The organism is Anaplasma marginale str. Florida (assembly GCF_000020305.1).
Taxonomy (GTDB): Bacteria; Pseudomonadota; Alphaproteobacteria; order Rickettsiales; family Anaplasmataceae; genus Anaplasma; species Anaplasma marginale.
On record NC_012026.1, the window covers coordinates 976,620 to 995,198 of the forward strand.

The 18,579-nt window shown below is 50.8% G+C and carries 18 protein-coding genes; 5 read left to right on the top strand and 13 right to left on the bottom strand.

The features are described 5' to 3' along the window. Positions 1-43 precede the first annotated feature (43 nt). The 6 genes from AMF_RS09055 to AMF_RS09085 all read right to left on the bottom strand — a co-directional run bounded on the left by AMF_RS09055 (position 44) and on the right by AMF_RS09085 (position 6,556). Positions 44-832 carry a hypothetical protein gene (locus AMF_RS09055; protein WP_037349015.1) on the bottom strand — a complete coding sequence of 263 codons (789 nt, stop codon included), beginning with the start codon at positions 830-832 and terminating at the stop codon, positions 44-46. A 418-nt stretch (positions 833-1,250) separates the two neighbouring features. Beyond that, on the bottom strand, positions 1,251-2,126 hold the full coding sequence (locus AMF_RS09065) for a hypothetical protein (protein WP_010268497.1): 876 nt from the start codon (positions 2,124-2,126) through the stop codon (positions 1,251-1,253). A 196-nt stretch (positions 2,127-2,322) separates the two neighbouring features. Beyond that, complete coding sequence (locus AMF_RS09070; protein ID WP_010268501.1) at positions 2,323-3,657, bottom strand: M16 family metallopeptidase; 1,335 nt, start codon at positions 3,655-3,657, stop codon at positions 2,323-2,325. Between the two features lie 12 nt (positions 3,658-3,669). Continuing rightward, positions 3,670-4,998, bottom strand: coding sequence for a M16 family metallopeptidase (locus AMF_RS09075; protein WP_010268506.1), 1,329 nt, complete (start codon positions 4,996-4,998; stop codon positions 3,670-3,672). A gap of 55 nt (positions 4,999-5,053) precedes the next feature. Continuing rightward, on the bottom strand, positions 5,054-5,566 hold the full coding sequence (lspA, locus tag AMF_RS09080) for a signal peptidase II (protein WP_010265985.1): 513 nt from the start codon (positions 5,564-5,566) through the stop codon (positions 5,054-5,056). A 78-nt stretch (positions 5,567-5,644) separates the two neighbouring features. Next, positions 5,645-6,556: a bifunctional riboflavin kinase/FAD synthetase gene (locus tag AMF_RS09085; protein WP_010265988.1), complete on the bottom strand. Its 912-nt coding sequence runs from the start codon at positions 6,554-6,556 to the stop codon at positions 5,645-5,647. A gap of 67 nt (positions 6,557-6,623) precedes the next feature. Here AMF_RS09085 and grxC point away from each other — a divergent pair, with 67 nt between their 5' ends. Next, positions 6,624-6,866 (top strand): glutaredoxin 3, encoded by a 243-nt coding sequence (gene grxC, locus AMF_RS09090; RefSeq protein ID WP_010265991.1) that lies wholly within the window; start codon positions 6,624-6,626, stop codon positions 6,864-6,866. A 151-nt stretch (positions 6,867-7,017) separates the two neighbouring features. Here grxC and prmC read toward each other — a convergent pair whose 3' ends face one another. The 5 genes from prmC to panC all read right to left on the bottom strand — a co-directional run bounded on the left by prmC (position 7,018) and on the right by panC (position 11,655). After that, positions 7,018-7,866: a peptide chain release factor N(5)-glutamine methyltransferase gene (gene prmC, locus AMF_RS09095; protein ID WP_227013282.1), complete on the bottom strand. Its 849-nt coding sequence runs from the start codon at positions 7,864-7,866 to the stop codon at positions 7,018-7,020. A gap of 189 nt (positions 7,867-8,055) precedes the next feature. Continuing rightward, a complete protein-coding gene (map, locus tag AMF_RS09100) occupies positions 8,056-8,853 on the bottom strand; it encodes a type I methionyl aminopeptidase (protein WP_010265995.1) in 798 nt (265 codons plus the stop codon). 3 nt (positions 8,854-8,856) lie between these two features. Then, positions 8,857-10,101 (bottom strand): dihydrolipoyllysine-residue succinyltransferase, encoded by a 1,245-nt coding sequence (sucB, locus tag AMF_RS09105; RefSeq protein ID WP_035018081.1) that lies wholly within the window; start codon positions 10,099-10,101, stop codon positions 8,857-8,859. A gap of 99 nt (positions 10,102-10,200) precedes the next feature. After that, a complete protein-coding gene (locus AMF_RS09110) occupies positions 10,201-10,734 on the bottom strand; it encodes a gamma carbonic anhydrase family protein (protein WP_037349527.1) in 534 nt (177 codons plus the stop codon). 87 nt (positions 10,735-10,821) lie between these two features. Further along, positions 10,822-11,655: a pantoate--beta-alanine ligase gene (gene panC / locus AMF_RS09115; RefSeq protein ID WP_244825220.1), complete on the bottom strand. Its 834-nt coding sequence runs from the start codon at positions 11,653-11,655 to the stop codon at positions 10,822-10,824. Between the two features lie 154 nt (positions 11,656-11,809). Between panC and AMF_RS09120 the strand changes: the two genes are divergently transcribed. Next, positions 11,810-12,952, top strand: a complete 1,143-nt coding sequence (locus tag AMF_RS09120; RefSeq protein ID WP_012659093.1) for a D-alanyl-D-alanine carboxypeptidase family protein — start codon at positions 11,810-11,812, stop codon at positions 12,950-12,952. On the opposite strand, the gene AMF_RS09125 is transcribed toward AMF_RS09120, so the two are convergent. Both AMF_RS09125 and AMF_RS09130 read right to left on the bottom strand, forming a co-directional pair. Then, positions 12,939-14,168, bottom strand: a complete 1,230-nt coding sequence (locus AMF_RS09125) for a protein-disulfide reductase DsbD family protein (protein WP_012659094.1) — start codon at positions 14,166-14,168, stop codon at positions 12,939-12,941. The genes AMF_RS09120 and AMF_RS09125 overlap by 14 nt on opposite strands. Positions 14,169-14,211: 43 nt before the next feature. Continuing rightward, the gene (locus AMF_RS09130; RefSeq protein WP_010268515.1) at positions 14,212-14,478 is read right to left on the bottom strand and encodes an FAD assembly factor SdhE; all 267 of its coding nucleotides are present in this window, start codon (positions 14,476-14,478) and stop codon (positions 14,212-14,214) included. Positions 14,479-14,596: 118 nt separating this feature from the next. On the opposite strand from AMF_RS09130, the gene AMF_RS09135 reads away from it, so the two are divergent. From AMF_RS09135 to AMF_RS09145, 3 genes are read left to right on the top strand one after another with little or no spacing between them, the layout of a single operon-like run. Continuing rightward, the gene (locus AMF_RS09135; protein WP_010270696.1) at positions 14,597-15,685 is read left to right on the top strand and encodes a M50 family metallopeptidase; all 1,089 of its coding nucleotides are present in this window, start codon (positions 14,597-14,599) and stop codon (positions 15,683-15,685) included. A gap of 5 nt (positions 15,686-15,690) precedes the next feature. Next, complete coding sequence (gene bamA, locus AMF_RS09140; protein WP_010268518.1) at positions 15,691-18,030, top strand: outer membrane protein assembly factor BamA; 2,340 nt, start codon at positions 15,691-15,693, stop codon at positions 18,028-18,030. Next, positions 18,017-18,577, top strand: coding sequence for an OmpH/Skp family outer membrane protein (locus AMF_RS09145; protein WP_010268520.1), 561 nt, complete (start codon positions 18,017-18,019; stop codon positions 18,575-18,577). The genes bamA and AMF_RS09145 overlap by 14 nt, the downstream gene beginning before the upstream one ends. The last annotated feature ends 2 nt before the right edge of the window (positions 18,578-18,579 follow it).

Sequence of the window (18,579 nt, forward strand, 5' to 3'; positions counted from 1 at the left end):
CGCCAAACCGCAGTAGATTGGAACACAAACCGCCGCCCGGAGATTACATTGCAACGGGAGTTGCCGCGCCGCCGCCCCTGTAATTAGCATCGTGTACGTGTATAGCCATAACCTCGTTGAAGTCGGTCTCTGGACCCAGCGCACCAGCGGGGAGGACCCCATCTGCAGCGGAGACATCACCAGAGCTCACAACACAAAGCCTGTTCCCCTGACCGGAGGCAAGCAATCCACCTCTCATGGCAGCAAAGAACGTTACAGCCATAGCTAAGAATAGCATGACAACCCACGCTTGTTGCAGAGGAGTAGCAGCAGCAAACCCGGAACCTATCAAATCGGCAGTAATAGCCGTAGAACTAGGCAGCGCACCAGACAGCGCAGCGAACACAGTCAGAGTCACCAGACCCGCCATAGATGTAGGCGTGGAGAACGGATTTGTGCGACCGCTCGAAACAAAAGACACGTGCCGCGTCTCATGTCTCCGTCCCAGCTCACCTTCTGCCCCCCTAGCAGGAGCTACCAAGTATGCGGCATTCGGATACAGGCCGTTCATCTCCTTAGCCTTCTTCTGATGTTCATTGCAGACCACGGCCAAGCCTATAGCAGCAACAACAAACACAGCCAGCATGACCATCAGCGCTATGAACTCGGGACGCTTCAGAAGCACGCTAGATTCCAGGCCCTCCTGAGACAGCCTCCACACACGCGCTGCAAGCGCGGCAACTACTATGACCGACAAAGCTGTAGTAACACCCAAACCCTGACGCATATACCTAGTACCATCTGGGTTCGCTATGTGCGCACTCAGCCTCTCATCTTTAATCTTGAAGGACATAACCGACACAACCTAAATAGATAACACACCAGGCGATACTACTGCTGGGGAACAAGATTGTCAACTAGTTAAACTTGGAAATATAAAACCTTACATGCGGAAGCTAACTAGTTTACAGATCTTTAAGTTGCAGCCGTCTCATTGGAAGCCTATTTTTACTCTATAGTAATAATTAGCAATGCACACCCCCGCATAGCAGAGTATGGCACAATAGCAACACCGATACTACGTGTGGAAACTGGCAGAAAACGGCTGAGATCTGCGCCCATAGCGTATATGCGCATGAGTCTGCGTGCAAAAACTGCGCTCCGTGCTTACATACACCACTGCGTATTTTCACGCCAGGTTAGCTACTACACGTAACCTGCAAAGTCTATGTCAGCTTGTAGTATCACGCACTAAAACAGCCTCTATGGAGCTATTGCGGACTACGAGCATCTATAACACACTTAACACAGACTCCAGAAGTTTCACTCCCGAGCCCCATGAGCGCATTGATCCAACTTGTGCCCTGTAGAATATCGTGGGCTGAGCTCCGCTCTCCCTTAGCACCAGGGATACGCGCATTCCCAGCTGCTGTACCATCTGCAACGCCATGCTCCTCCTGCACCACAGAGCCGCGAGATGACCCCCCATGTATTACCGCCGCGCGAGCGGGATCGGATTCTGACGCCACAACAACAAACATGTTTACGCAAGGTGTGGCTCCATCAGTAAAAACTCTGACGCAAAATAGCATAAAGCACGAAATCAAAAACGCCGCAACTGCGGCGAGAAATATAACACTTTCTACGCTTTGAACTCTGGAAATCAGCGAAGCGATTGCGGGTATAGTTTGCGACTTTCCAACTATTACCCCGCTCACCAGTGCGGCGGTAATGAGTGAACACGCAATAGCGCATGCTAGAACCGACTGAAACACCCCATAGCCAGCCTGCACTCCATGTCTGCGCACACTGACATCAAATCTTCTGTTCGGACAACCAAAAGGAGCTTGTATCGTTCCGCTGGCATGCTGCACCCTACCGCTGCGACTCTGCAGGGCAGACATAATGAACACGAATGTTAAGCTTATAAGGAGTGACACCGTAGAGGCCACAGCAACAATAAAAACCGGAGCGTACCACGAAAACGCAACACCAGCAGATATCGCATAGGCAAACGCAAACGCGGCTACGGTGGCAAACAGCGTAGCACAAAGAACCCCCAGCCTGAAGTATACATTGCTGATGGGCTTACGCAGAATCAGAGCCCTTACGCCGCTCTCAACGTCATCTTCGCCATCCCCCCTCACATACCCTCATGTAAAACACAAATCCAATGTGCGGTCCTGCCGCCGCGTACAGTATACTCGCTATCTCCCACAGTGAAAACCACAAACCCCTAATAGCAGCCGTGGGACGGCAGAGCAACAAAACACTTTGCTGTGCACAGCAACGCGAGCTTCTTGGAGACTGCTGTGGTGACTACCTAAAAATAGCCGTTATAGCCTAGGGTACTACCCTACCGCCAATGTTGTTTCGCACCCCCACTTCGACAACAGATAGGTCACCGAGCACTTCTCGCGCAACTTCATTAACTTCTTGCAGCGTTATGGAATCAAACAGCGCGCGATATTCCGATATGTAGCCCAGCTCCCTACCCTGCAGCTGCAGTCTCATGAGCAAATTCGCCACAGAACCCGTGTTTAGAAAGGTAAATACGAAAGAATCAAGGATATCGGCCTTTGAGATGTTGAACACCTGCTCATCTAATCCATGTTCTTTGACCGTTCTTATTACGTCAGCAAGCCCATTCACCCCACGCTTGGCAGTTGAGTTGTCAGTGTACAAAACACCTAGCATCAAATTCATGTGCCCTTCGTTGTGCAGGAAGCTATCCACCCTGTACGTAATCCCAAGCTTCTCGCGTAGCTCTCTCATCAACACTGAATTCAGGGCAGTACCGCCCAGTGCGTTCGTCAGGAGCTGCATTGCATGGTATCGATGATCTGTGATTTCTACACTCTTGCCCGCAAACACAACAACACTCTGTGGAGCATCGTACCCGATATACCCTCTACTGCCTATGTTAGCATCAACCGGGCTGACCTCTTTAAGATTCTGCCCTCTACGTAGCCGAGCAAAGCTTGTGTCGAGCATTTTTGACAGGCTTTTTTCGCTGATATCTCCCACTACTCCAACAACCATTTGATCGAGATCAAAAGTTTCCTGCTTGTAGCGCGATATGTCGTCCAAAGTTATTTTGTCGATATCCTCGATGCTGCCTCTGGGCGAGCGGCCGTAGGGGTGATCACCGAACAAAACGCGCCCTATCCCATACATCGCCAGCTCTGAAGGCTCAGTCATACTATGGCGCACCGCAGACTTTTGGCGCTCCTTCTCCTGTGCAAAAACCTCAGAATTTATGTGCGTATCCAACATGCAGCGGCCCAGCATTTCCAGCGCCAATCCGAGGTTATCTGACAAAGTCTTCAAAAAGATATACACATGTTCGCGATCGACGGAGACTGACAGATCTATCCCCCGCTCAGTAAGCTTTTGCAGGGCACTAACACCCTCCTCAACCTCAGAGTGCGGCATAACCAAAGAGGCCAGGTATGAGAGGCCATGCCGCCCTTCGGGGTCGTAAGCCGACCCGGCTTTTTTGAACGCAATTGCCACAGAGACTATCGGTAGGTTGTGCTCTTGCAGATACCAATAGCTGATACCGTTTTGAGTGTTCGCGCTGCGTACGTCCGCAGTTACCTCGTCAGCAACGCACTCAGTCCCGAACAGCACCACACCGAGGAGGAATAGGACGCGTAATAAAGGGTTAGCACTCATACAATCAACCTCCTATATTTTAGGTAACAAATGCCCTTCCACTGCGGGATTGGTAAAAGTTCCCTTGATGGCCGCGTTTACATCCTCAACCCGGATGCTCTTGATAGCATCCACAACATCCTCCATGGAAATTGCGGGGGAACCGATAGCCAAAAGCCCTGCATAAAACCACGCCCTATCTTCAATGCCGTCAAGGCTATACACAACACGTGCCATGCCCCTGTACTTGGCATTTTCAACAAATTTCTTTGACGCCCCAGAAGAGACTAGCTGCTCGATTACGCGCTTAACTTCATTGCTCACGATATCGGGAGAAACTCCTGGCGCAAGGCTTATGTCTATGGAAACTGCCCCACTACTCAGCTCCCTGGCACTATGTGAGGCAGAGACTCGCGTTGCTACGCGTTGTTTGCGGACCAACTCATCATACAGTACCCCAAATTCGTCTCCGGCAAGCACATCCGCGGCTATAGCTGCCGCGTAGTAGTTGTGCAGGCTTTCACTTTGGATAACACTCGGAGTTTGATAGAGCACAAACATTTCCGGATCTGCCACAAAGGCGCTCTCCATTTTGACGGTTATACCAGCCCTGTGCGGGGGTTCTAGCTTGGCATCGGCATTACGCTCAATAGCCTCACTGTTGTTTGTCAGGCCACCGTAATTGGCTTGTGCAAGCGCCATCACTTCCTCAAAACTCACATCCCCAGCCACCAGCAATATCGCATTGTTGGGGTTGTAGTACTTGCGATAAAAAGCCTGGACATTTTGCATGTCATAGTTAGCTATTTCGTGTTCCCAGCCGATGACTGGTCTGCCATAGCCGTTACGATAGAAGACATTCACAGCCTCTTCCTCCAGTAACCCACGCGGGGTTGCCTCGGTACGCATTTTTCTTTCCTCAAGCACAACGTTGCGTTCGCGCTCCATGTGCTCCGCGGTAAGATCAAGGTTGCGCATCCTATCGGCTTCCATCTCCATCATCAGCGGCAGGTGCCGTTTTCCCACTAACTCATAGTATGCAGTGTATGCGGTCGAAGTCATCGCGTTGAATCTTCCACCGAGCCGGCCGATTGTTTCAGAGAAATCTTGAACTTTCTCCGTACCAGTAAACATCATGTGTTCAAGAAAGTGGGCGATGCCTGAAAGGCCAGGTGGATCATCCATACCACCTACCCTGTATACCAGCATATGCAGCACTATCGGGAAGCGATTATCTGATATTACATAAACCTTCATCCCGTTTTCGAGTTCTGCAACTCGCACACCTTGTAGTTTTGCACAAAATGCAGAGCTGCAGAAAAGGGAAACCAACAGAAAGCTTGCCACAAAAAACTTGTTCATCGCCCCTAATCCAAAATGAAAAATCAGCCTCGTCCCAAGCAATATAGTGAGACAATTAATATTTCTTAACGGAGAGCGCATCGGGGTCTCCACTTGTGTCTACACACGCCTTTGCATGGTACATTACCTCAAGGCATAGGAAACAAATAACCCCACACGTCACGCATACATCCGCAAAGTTGAACGCGGGCCAGTGAAACTCGCCTGCATGCAGACTGATAAAGTCATACACAGCACCGAACCTGAGCCTATCTGCGAGGTTACCCAAGGCCCCTCCTATCACCACGCCCATACAGATCGTGCTTTTATTACACTTAGACTGCACAAACAGTACAAAAAGCATCAATATGACGCCCAGAGAGACATACGTGAAGATCAAGTTGCTACTCTCCAGCGCACCAAACATACCAAAACTAATACCCCTATTCCAAACCTCCACCAAGCTGCAGAATTTGAAAATCTCCGTCGCACCTGATTGTGAGTACCAATCGATCGCATAAGCTTTGCTCACCTGATCAAGCGCAAAAACAAGCACGATAGCTATCACACCAACAATTTTGCTTTTCACTGTATACCCCTACCAACTACACAACCCGCAGTTTAGCATAAAAGTGAACACTGTGACATAGGAGCCGCAAATGTGCAACTAATGCCTTTGCTTTACGCGGGATATGTCTTGCTCTATTTGCCGAACCAGTTGATCAACATTATGGAATTTACGCTCAGGTCTGAGAAAGCTAATCAGCTCTACATCTGCCCATTTTCCGTAAACATCATCGTCAAAATCAAAGACGTGCATCTCCAACAGTGGGCATATTTCTTCGGCAAAAGTGGGCCTTGTCCCTATGTTGACGACGCCAGGCAGCCAATAATTGTTCCCGCCAAAACGCACTCTCGCATGGTACACACCATTTTTCGGCAGTACGGTATGATCCATGCTCAGATTCAGCGTCGGGAACCCTATGAGCTTTCCCCTGCCCCGGCCTTTTAGCACCCTTCCACTGACGACATGCCGTCTGCCCAGCAGCAGATTTGCGGTTTCAATATCACCCAGTTGCAAGCACTCCCTGATGCGAGAGGAAGAACACGCACGTCCGTCCACCATGTACTGCGGTACTCCTGTTACCCCATATCCACATGTGGCCGCGTGTAGCTCGAGCGATTTGAGATTACCCGCACACTTGTGCCCAAAAACGCAGTCTTTCCCCACAACTACGTGTCTGGCTTTACAGCCACCGACCAGCACATTATGAATAAACGCATCGGGTGATAGCTGCGCAAATTCCTGCCCGAACTCCACAACGTACAGATAATCCACCCCGCACGCTTCTATGAGCTCCACCTTGTGTTCAAAGTCTACTAACAAGAAATTCTTTCTCTGCCTCAAAAAAGCGGCAGTGTGGGGGGAGAACGTCAAAACAGCAGAGGGCAGAGACAGCTCGGCAGCACGCCGGGTAAGCTCTGCGAATATCTGCACATGCCCGAGGTGTATTCCGTCAAAATTACCGAAAGTCAGCGCTACCGCCTCTTTACCCTCGTGCCCATACAATACTTCCATATAAAAACTTTACATCTATACGCAGCCGTGCTAGCTAGAGCATGCACATCTCGGAAGGAGGAGCAGTATGCGGGAGGTCCTCATATATACAAAGGTCCCCTGCCCCTATTGTACTAGGGCAAAGGCTTTGTTCAACAAAAAAAATGTACCCTTTAAGGAGATTGACATCACCGATAATCCGGAGGCTATGCGTGAGATGGTAGAGCGCTCGGGGAGGAGGACTGTGCCGCAGATTTTTATTGACGGCAAGAGCATAGGCGGTTGTGATGATCTATACGCCCTGTACGAATCCGGGGAGTTGGAACTCTAGAGTGCGGCAGTCTGTTGCGGGTATTGTAGCGTAGCTCAGCACGTGCGCCCTGGCCCCTTTCATGTTGCTGGTGTCTGTGCGGGTGGAAGGCAAGTGGCGCGCGGTCGTGGGCTTGGCATGAATCGAGTGCTGGCGCGGCGGTGGAGGAGTTTTATGCCCCGGGCAGCAGCTTCAGGATGATGCACCTCTTCCTACCGGCAAGGTCGTACTCATAGTTGCAGAAGCCTATATTCCAGCGTAGGGCTTCGTCGCGTATTGTGCTCTGATCTTCACCAATCTCCAGAATCGCCCTGCCGGACGGGCGCAGGCATTTTTTTAGGACCTTAAAAATCTGAGTATACGCCTCCATGCCCCTTGTCCCACCGTCCAGGGCCCCCAATGGCTCGTGCTGCCTGACCTCACGCTGTAGGCCGGGTATTTTGCACCTCCTGATATACGGGGGGTTGCTTACTATCAGGTCAAACTTCCCTTCGCACCGCTCCCAGCTTGCACAGCGCAGTTTTACCCTTGCGAGCATGGAGTGTCGCACAAAGTTTTGTCGCGCAACGCGGTAAGCCTTCACACTCTTCTCAAATGCAACCCCGGTGGCGTGTCTGTAGTGCGATAGTAGCGCAATCAAGATGCACCCGGTGCCTGTGCCCAGATCGGCAATTGTGAGGTTACGATTTTGGTTTTTGTAAATTTTGATTGCAGAAGACACCACAGACTCAGTATCTGCCCGCGGATCGAGAACATCTGAATTGACTGCAAAATCCATGCCCCAGAATTCCCGTTTGCCAAGAATATGCGAGACTGGTTCCCCCGATAGCCGCCGGTCCAGTAGCGCGAAAAACCTATCCGCGCGTTCCTGTTCCACTGGCATATCAGCATCTACGAGCATGGCAATCGCACTGATACCCAGGGCCTGCTGCGCGATGAGCTCTGCATCTAGCCTCGGAGTTGCCACGCCAGCACCGCTTAGCATGGCCGCAGCCTTACCCAACAGAGTAGAGATTCTCATCGCTTGCATCGCACATACCTGAAAGGCCAGCCATGTATGAAGCCGTGGATCCGCAAATTCCGCTGCATAGTTTCGGGAAAACTTCGCAATATTGTATCACAATACAGAAACTGCACTCTTCTGCAAAGCCTGAGGTTACGACGCTAACCGCTGCCCGCCACCACACGCGCGGGCGATTGAGGTGCGCGCCTACTGGTAGGGCGGGAAATTCCAATTCTTTGGCGACATGGTGAAAACTTCCGCCCCATCTTTGGTGACCCCTAACGAATGTTCGAACTGCGCGGAGAGAGAGAAATCTCGGGTCGTCACGGTCCATCCGTCTTTCTTGCTCACGGTGGTGTGGTGCTTACCTGCATTTATCATGGGCTCCACCGTGAAAAACATTCCTTCCTGCAGCACAGTTTCATCTTCCTCGTCGTAGTAGTGTACAACATTAGGCGCCGCATGAAATACTTTGCCGAGGCCGTGGCCACAATAATCACGCACAATTGAATAGCCATATTTGGCTATCGTTTCCTCAATCGCCATGCCAAGCCTATTGAGCTTCTGTCCGGGCTTCACATGTCCAATTGCAGCCCACATTGCTTCATACGAGGCCTCGCACAGGCGCTTGGCCTTCACCGCAGTGTTCTCGCCAACCCAGTACATCCTGCTGGTGTCCCCATGCCAGCCATCCAAAATTACCGTAACATCTATGTTTAGTATGTCCCCATCCTTGAGCGCCACATCATCCGGGATGCCGTGGCACACTACACAATTTTTTGAGGTACAGATAGACTTCGGATATCCGCGGTACCCCAGGGGGGCGGGCACAGCGCCGGCATCTATAATGAAGCGATGGCACAGATCATTCAAAGCGTTTGTAGAAACCCCGGGCTTTACGTAGGGAGTTATGAAATCCAGCGTCTCGGCGGCCAACCTACCCGCCCTGCGCATGCCTTCAAAATCCTTCTCGGAGTGAATAGTTATGCCCCCAGCCGAAACCATGACCTAAATCTCGAGAGACATCCTGTTCGGATCTTCTATATATTGCTTGACGCGCACGAGGAAGGTCACCGCACCTTGACCATCCACTATTCTGTGGTCATACGAAAGCGCGAGATACATCATGGGCCTGATTTCAATATTGCCGTTGACCACCACGGGGCGCTCTTGTATCGCGTGCATGCCCAGAATCCCTGACTGAGGAGGGTTAATAATCGGTGTGGAAAGAAGAGACCCATATACTCCACCATTGGTGATGGTAAACGTTGCGCCAGACATATCAGCAACTGTGAGCGTCCCTCCCCTGGCCTTCTTACTCAGCATCACCAACTCTTGCTCTAATGCCGCAAACGACATGGTCTCGGCCCCGCGTATCACCGGCACTACTAACCCCTTATCCGTGCCGACCGCAACCCCGATATTGCAGTAGTCGCGGTATATTATCTCATCCCCGGAAATCTCAGCATTAATCACCGGTATCTCTCTGAGAGCCAGCACCACGGCCTTGATGAAGAACGACATGAACCCCAGTTTCACCTCATACTTCTTCTCAAAGCCTTCCTTATATTTCCCCCTGAGCGCCATAACAGCACTCATATCCACCTCATTAAAAGTGCTGAGCGTGGCTGCGGTGTTTTGCGATTCCTTCAGCCGTGACGCGATCACCTGGCGGATTTTGCTCATCTTAACGCGCCTTTCTCCTGGCACGCTTATGACGCCGTCAACCTCATCATACACGCGTTGCTGCGGGACGGGGCTCTTGCCCACATCGCCCACAGGCTTGGTGATTTTACCAGCCGCCCTATCAGCAGGTGAGGAACACCCACCGGCGACGAACTCGTCTATACCAGGAATGCGTGGGCCAGTGACCGGCTTAACCGGCTTTTCCTTGTCAGCAACTTGAGCTTGCGCATCACGTTGCTCAACCTGCGGTGCTAATTCGGCATCTGGAGTTGCAACTTCAGCTTGCTTGTGCTCACGCGCTGCGGCATCCTGAGGGGCACCTTCATGCTTGCTGATGATCGCCAAAACCTGGCCCCTGGTTATTATCTCTTCATCCGACACGCGCAGTTCGGTGATAACACCGGCAACCGGAGATGCTATCTCCAGAGAGGTTTTATCCGTTTCAACAATAAAAACCGCCTCTTCTGCGGAAACGGCATCACCAACCTTTTTCAGAACCCGAACAGGGGCCTCTGATATGGATTCCCCACCAAGGTTATCAACTTTTATCTCTACATTATCACTCATACAAGCAGCTTGCCCAATAAACGAACTATATGCCGGACGGATGGACCGCCAGTCTAGGCACCAAACCACGAAATGTCAAACCATAGATCAGCGCGTGACTTATAGATATGACCTGGATAGCTCGATATACCCGTCAGCTGACTGTTGCAGATATGCTAACTCTTGATCCGACAGCATCCTCATGTACTTGGCGGGCCTTCCCCCCCACAACTCACCGGATTTTACCACCTTACCCCTAGTTAGCAAAGACCCAGCAGCTAACATGCTGCACTCCTCCATTAGGGCGCGGTCCATAATCACACAACCCATGCCCACGAATGTTTTGTCCATGAGGGAACACGCATGCAATATGCAGCCGTGCCCGACAGTTACGAATTTTCCAATCTCGGTGTCACCGTATTCTTGATCAGTATGCACAACGGTATTATCCTGGATATTGCTGCCTTCACCAACGACAATTTTCCCTACATCACCCCTGAGAACCGAGCAAAACCAGATGCTTGCGTTCTTTCCTACGGCAACATGGCCGATAAGACGTGCGTTGTCTGCTATGAAAGCGGTAGAGTCTACAGACGGAAGAACGCCCATGTAGCTCACTAAAGACGCGTTACCCACCACATACCCTCCATACATGTCTAGCAGCGCTAGTGTACCTAGGGACCGGCCTCGCAGCACTTATTTTTTCAAGGCACACAGTCACAGCAGCAACATACCCTAAAACTAAGCCAGGAGGACGTTATCAATAAGCCGACAATTCCCCAAATACACGGCCAGGAAAACCCTTGCGGGCTTTCTGAAGGTCTGCATGTGCTCGAGCGTATTGTTGTCTCGCACTTCAAGATAGTCAACCTCAAACCCCTCCTGCTCAAGACGCAGCTTGCCGCGCGCAATTATTTCTTGCTGCCCGTGCGGATCGTCAGAAAGCTGCTGCCCAACTTCGAGTAGAAACCCGTACAAAAAGTTGGCTTTGGTAATTGCCGCACTGCTCAAATATAGGTGCCTGAAAAATAGCGCCAACCCTTCTGCGCTTCTCACGGTGTTACCCTGCAACACGTCTACTCCTATGTCAAGGTCACGGAACAGCTGACGGGTGAGGTGCAGCATTTGGTAGTCTTTTTCCCCGAGGATCATGCAATGTGCATTTGTTTGCATCACCAACTTTATTAGCACAACCATAATCCCGTTTATGAAATTCTGCCTAGACGCGCCACACAGTTCACGCGCCATGGGCCCTATGTCCACACTGGTGGAAAAGCCATCGGGATACATACCCTCGGCACTCGGGATGTACACAACATCCACGCCCGCACTGGCGCATTTTTCGCAGTCCACCTCCTCACACCTTGGATATTTCTCGTAATCTTCGCCCGGGGAAAACTGCAGTGGGTTCACAAAGATGCTCACGATGACCACATCAGCATGCTTTTTCATCTCATGCACTAAGGATAGGTGCCCGGAGTGCAATGCACCCATGGTTGGCACAAGTCCTATTTTACGGTTTGTAAATGGGCGCAGCACCGCCCTCACGGATTCTACGTCCCTAACAATTTCCATCTGGAAACTCACAAGGCCTGTACCGTCCCGGATTGTAGCCTGGTCGCCTGGCGCTGTCCACAACAATCAACAATTGTTGCGCGGTAAATTTTGTTATTGATATAGAGCCCGCACATCAAGTATAACTGCCCGTGTTTTAGTCTAGTATCCTGCTGTGATCAGGCGTTTTCTGCTCAGTTTTTTGGTGCCCGCGTTCTGCTGCTTGGCATTGGCTCCGGCCCGCCCTTCTTACGCGCTCAAGATGCACACAAAGGCACCGCATGCAATTGTGTATGAGCTGGGGTCCCGGACAGTGCTCTTTGAGCATGATGCTGACGTTGCAGTGGCACCTTCTTCCATGAGCAAGTTGATGACGCTATATCTAGTGTTTCAGCACTTGCATGCCGGCCTGATAAAGATGGACGATACGTTCTCTGTTAGTGAGAGCGCGTGGAAGCGTGGGGGCTCTTCTGCGTTTTTGAAAGTCGGGCAAATGGTCAAGGTTCGTGACCTCATCATGGGGGCTGCTGTATCATCTGGTAATGACGCATGCATTGCGCTTGCAGAGGGGGTCAGCGGTTCACAAGAACAGTTTGTGGAGGACATTAACAGTTTGGCGAAGGAGATGAACCTGGCACATAGCAGTTTCACGAATGTGACTGGGTGGCCAGATGAGGGGCATTTGATGTCTGTGAGGGACATACTCACGCTGTCGGTCAGAATTTTCGAGGATTTTCCCGAGTATTACCACGTATTCGGCGAGAAGCAGTTCACATATAATGGTGTAACCCAAAAGAACTACAATACCCTGCTCAATTACAATATAGGGGTGGATGGGATAAAGACCGGCCACACAGAAAAGGCTGGGTATGGAATAGCGGCATCGGCACAGAAGGATAATCGCCGCGTTTTTGTTGTTGTCAACGGGCTGAAAACCGAAACGGAGCGGGCGTACGAGACTAAGCGGCTGCTGCTGTATGCCTTTAATCGCTTTGAGACCAAAGTTGTTTTCCCCGCGGGGAGCGTAGTGGGTGAAGTAAAAGTGTGGAATGGTAGGAAAGGGACGGTCCAGATGCATGTTCGCGACGATGTGGTCATAAGCTACCCGAGGGACCTGTCAAAAAGCGTAAAGGCGTTTATCTCCCACAAGAGTACAATAGCTGCTCCAGTGAAAAAGGGCCAGGAGATAGGCACACTCGCGGTGCAGATACCCGGCATGGCAGATAAGGTGTTTCCAGTATATGCAGCCACGGAGGTTGAGGCGCTGGGACCGGTGCGCGGGTTTTTTAGATCGCTAAAGCACGCTATTCTGGGCTAGCTTTGGAACTTGGGTTTGCGTTCAGGTGCTTGCTCAAAATCTCAAGAAGCGTTTTTTCGCTGAAAATTTGCGGCATAGGCCCTACGGATTTTCCGTTGACGTACAGCTCGTAGAACGGAACACCACCACCGCCATGTTCGCTTAAGTACTCGGCAATAGTGCTGTCCATGTTGGTCCAGTCTGCTTTCATGTATATAACACCATGTGTGCGTAGAAAACTCTGCACCGATGCGGATTCAAGCACTTTTTCATTAACCTTACAGGTAAGACACCACTCAGCCCCCACAGACAAAAACACCGTCTTATCTTTGCGCAGTAACCTCGCCAACCTTGCTTCGGAAAATTCCACCACTGCAAGCTCACCATATGCGTGATCGTGGCCTCGAAAGCGACCAATATATATCGCAGTACCAACAACAAAGAGCGGTAGTAGCACCGCCAAGGCCTTGGATGCTTGCATCTTGACATTAGACATAACCCGCAGAAACCACACCCCTAACGATACCGCAACAATTGACAGCACTGTTGGGAGTAGTACGTGCGTGCCCTTTTGGCTCACCAGAACGTGCAGCAGCCACGCAGAGGTTGCATACATTGGGAATGCAAGAAATTGCTTAAGGTACTCCATCCACCGTCCAGGTTTTGGAAGTAGGCGAGTCAGACCCGGGGAACACGATATGATCAAATATGGAAGCGCCATACCTAGTCCCATAACCTGAAATATTGCAATAGAACGCAACCCCGGCTGCAGCAGAGCGAAACTTACAGCAGACACCATGAACGGGGCCGAGCATGGAGTACCGATTAGCGCAGAAAGAACCCCGGCAAAAAAACTTCCAACGTTGTGCGCGGTTATTGCATCTACGAACGGCACTTTGATTGACAAGTCAAGAAAACCGGAAAATGACATGCCCACAAGAAAAGTTACGTGTAGGAGGCCGATAACCAAAGCTGGGGACTGCATCTGAAACCCCCAACCAAGAAAGTGGCCTGCGGAGCGCAGTAAAATCAGCACCAAAGACAAGAGTAGCATGCTACTCATAACCCCAGCCGTGTAGTATACCCCATCCACCGCGGTACTCCACCTACTTTTCGAGCTTTTACGCACTATGGGTAGCACTTTCAACGACAATATGGGAAACACGCAGGGCATTAGGTTGAGCACCAAACCACCAACAAACGCGAGTGCTAATATTTCGGGAAATGTATGTTCCATAAGCTACCTCAGCAATGCCACTCTGGCATACACCACCAGCAAGTTACTTGCCGGACGCACATGCCGATATGCGAGACACGAGCGCCTTGTCTATGGAGTCAGGCACCGGTCGCCTACCCACTATATAGGAGTATAGCAACTCATCATCAAGTTCCACTATCTTCTCATACTGCACAAGCTCCTCCTCGTCCAGTAGGGCAAGATACCTCTGCGCAAAAGCACCCAAAAGTATGTCAGTCTCCTTGCAGCCCCTGTGCGTACTTCTGTAAAGCAACCTGCGTTTTCGCCCTTCGAGACCAAAGTCATCCATCCCACAAACACCGCGCTCACTGCAGCCACCACGCAGGAACTTTATACCGCACAATACTGTTGTCAAGGATATAAATATGATATAACATGCTCCTGTTTCGAGCTTGTCGAGTATCCTTATGGTTTCCCTAGCGCGGGTGTTTGGCGCTTTTCAGGAGGGTTCTTTCTACATTGCCTCCTTCCTCCTCGTGCTTTCCGTGGTCGTGTTTGTGCATGAGTATGGGCATTATGCGGTTGCGAAGTTGTGCGGGGTTCGGGTCAAGACATTCTCTCTTGGGTTTGGACCTGAGCTGTTTGGGATTACTGACGGGTCTGGCACTAGGTGGAAGTTCAGCCTGGTGCCTGTCGGGGGATACGTAAAGATGCTTGGTGACACGCAGGAGGACAATCTCTCTGAGGGTGAGAAGTCTTTCGCGTTTAACGAAAAGCCCCTGTGGCAGAGGTTTGCCGTCGCTGGTGCTGGGCCGCTGGCGAATTTGCTGTTTTCCGTCTTGGTATTCTTCGTGTTGTTCTCTACCAGAGGGATTATGAGCCCGATGCCAATAGTGGGCAGCATACTGCCTGGAAGCACGGCAGAAAAGGTTGGGCTCATGGCGGGCGACAGGATAGTTGAGGTTGACGGACATGAAATTTCGTGGTTTGAGGAGATACGGCACTATATCGCCGGAAGCCCCAATCAGGAGTTTACAATGGTATTTCTCCGCGATGGCGTACAACATTCCATCAAGCTCTCTCCGGATGTGTGGTCTGACGATGCCCATAGGCTGGGCATAGCGGCTAACATATCCCCGGAAACTACCAGGGCCAGGCGTCTGCCAGTGTTACGGGCCGCAGTTGAGTCTTTTAGGTGCATCTTCAGAATAGTGAAAATAACCCTGCTGGCAGTCGTGCAGCTTGTAACGGGCGCTCGTGGCATGGATGAGCTTGGCGGGCCGGTTAGGATTGCAAAACATTCTGGCGAGTCAATCAGAAACAAAGAGGGATTGTGGTTTGTAGGGTTGATTTCCGCAAACCTGGGGGTTGTCAATCTCCTCCCCATACCTATGCTGGATGGGGGGTACATGCTGCAGTATGCCCTGCAGGGGATTTTCCGCAGGAAAACTATAAACCCTAAATATCAGAATGTCATGATGGCTATAGGCTTCGTGCTCCTGGTATCTATGATGGTTTTCGTCACCTTCAATGACGTCAAGAGCATTTTGAAGTGAGTTTTATGAGATACGTCCTTGTTTTCGTTCTGTACGTAGTCGCATGTGTGTCCTTTGTGGGGCCCATTCTTCCCGCCAGCGCGGTTGCTGGTGTAACAAGAGTCAAGGTAATAGGCAACGAGAGGCTGGATTCCGGCACCGTGCAGTTTTACGCCAAAGTACCTCTGACTGGGGATGTTACACAACCCGAAATAGACGAGGCGATAAAAAACCTATACGCAACTTCTCTCTTTTCCAGAGTTAGCGTTCGCGCAGAGGGCAATGAGCTGGTGATCAGAGTGAAGGAGAACCCCGTAGTAAGGAGTATAAAGATCGTAGGCAACAGGATGTTCTCTGATAAGAATCTTGAGAGTGACGTACTCAAGATGAAAAAGATGAGTATTTTCACAGAGGCAAAGCTGAAGCGCGACCTGTCAACCTTGCACGCACTGTATCAGAGCAGGGGAATGCTGGGTGCAAAGGTGTCTTACGCAGTTAGGCGGGCTCCGCACAACGCGGTAGACATAGTGCTCAACATTGTAGAGGGAAAGGCCACTCGCATCGGTGAGATCAGGTTCGTAGGCAACAAGGCGTTTTCGTCCAGCGAGTTAAAAGCAATAGTATACTCAAAAGAGTACAAGCTGAAGGAGGGTTTTGGCCTATTTGGCGGCAGTACAAAGTTCTTCGCGGAGCGATTAGTTGCGGATCAGTCCATTTTGCGCGAGTTTTACACCAGCAGGGGGTTTCTTGACTTCAGAGTCAAGTCCGTAGTGTCAGAGGTAAGTCGGGACCTCACGCGCATGACTGTAATATTCTCTGTGGAAGAAGGGAAGAAATATCAGTTTGGCGAAAGCACAGTAACCGTGAGTGACATAGCGCACAGCTATGAAGGTATAGAAAAAGACCTGCTTGAACTTGTGCTATCGAAGAAGGGAGAGGTGTTTGACGCGACCATGGTAAACGGGTCAGTCGCGCGTATGACCGCTCATCTTAATGAGCGCGGCAACTTGTTCGCCTCTGTAAAGAGTGACTATGACGTGCAGGGTGACGTGGTAAATGTGAAGTATAGCATATCCCTGGGACATAGCGTCTACATACACAGAATAAACATACTCGGTAACAATAGGACGTTAGACCACGTCATGCGGCGCAAGCTCGGCATACATGAGGGAGACGTGTACAGCACGGGCGCTGTCAGGCAGTCGCGCAAAAGGCTGGCAGATATGGATTTCTTCGAGACCGTGGATGTAGAAACTCAAAAAATCTCTGACAGCTTGGTAGATTTGAATTTTAGAGTGAAAGAGCGTGGCACTGGTTCGTTTGACATAGGTGCTGGCTTTTCCTCAGAAAGCGGTCTTGTTGGCAAGATCAGCGTGAGAGAGCGCAATGCGTTTGGCACTGGAAAGATGGTCGCATTCGATTTATCTAGATCCATGACCAGTTTGTCAGGAACACTTGATCTAGTAACTCCCAATGTGCTTGATAGCGACGTTGCGTTTGGCGTCGGAGTATTTTACTCACAGCAGGGCAGCCCATCTTCTTCCAGTGGCACTCTCGGTGGGTTGTTTTCTTCCTCCGAAGGCTCATTTAGCAGCACCAACGCGGGGCTTTCCACCCGGCTGTCGTGCAATCTTACTGATAGCGTTGCTGCATCTTTGCAATATTATTACAAGTATCACAGCATACATAACATAGGGGAGTCAGCCTCCATTTACATAAAAGAACAAGAGGGGCGGCATTTTGATTCCGCCGTGGGTTACTCATTGGTGTACAGCAGTCTGGACAGCACTTACAAGCCCAGCACTGGGGTGTTTGCTAAGGTGAGCCAGTTGTTTTCGGGAATAGGAGGAAACTTACACTACGTCAAGACAGAAGCCTCAAGCGCCCATTTCTTCCCGGTGTTTCGCAGAATACATGACGACATAGTGCTAAAGGTTAAGCCATCTTTCGGGTATGTGTTCGCATATTCAGGTGAAACTGTGAAAATAGGGCAGAGGTTCTTTGCAGGAAACAGCGAAATCCGAGGCTTTGCTGCTTCGGGAATCGGCCCCAGAGATCGCAATACTAAGGAGTCTTTAGGTGGCAAGTTGTTCTACGGAGTCGTTACCCAGCTTGACTTTCCCATAGGTCTGCCTGAGCATTTAGGTATCAGGGGTTCAGTGTTTGCTGATGTGGCAAGCCTGTCTCGGTTGGACTCAGAAGTCGGCGGGTATGATACTAGTGACCTGCCGAGGCTGTCCATAGGGTTCGGGTTTTCTTGGAAGTCTCCATTTGGACCGGTAAGGATAGACTTCGGGTTTCCCATAGTGAAGGAAAAGTTTGACATTAAAGATAGAATAAGGATTTCCACGGATGCGGGTATTTAGAATGCGCAGATTTCTCACGATATTTTTCTTTGTACTTTTTTGCTCATCGGGTGCAGGCGCGGAAGATGCGTCGGTTAGTAGGCCCGTGCTATTCGTAGACTCGGAAAAGGTGCTTAGTGAGGCACTGGTCGCGAAGGACATCAGGGCGCAGTTGGATAGAAGGCGGACCGAATTGCGGAGCACGTTTTCCCGCAGAGGCGAGGAGTTGCGTAAAGGCGAGGACGAGCTCATGAAACAGAAAAGCATATTGAGCTCCGAGGCATTTGAGGCAAAAGTTGCGGAATTTAGAAAGGAGGTTGACTCCTTAAACAGGGATGCAGCAGCTAAAATGTCTGAGCTCGAGAGTATGTACAGCGGCGCCATGGAACAGGTTTACAACAAAGTGCAACAGATCTCCAAGCACCTGGCCGGCGAGCTTGGCGCCACAATTGTGCTCTTCATACCCAGAGGTCAGGTTGCCCACGTGGAAGACGCGGCTGATATCTCTGAGCGGGTTCTGGAGACCCTGAACAAGGACCTGTCGCGAGTCAACATGGGGGGAAGCTAGCC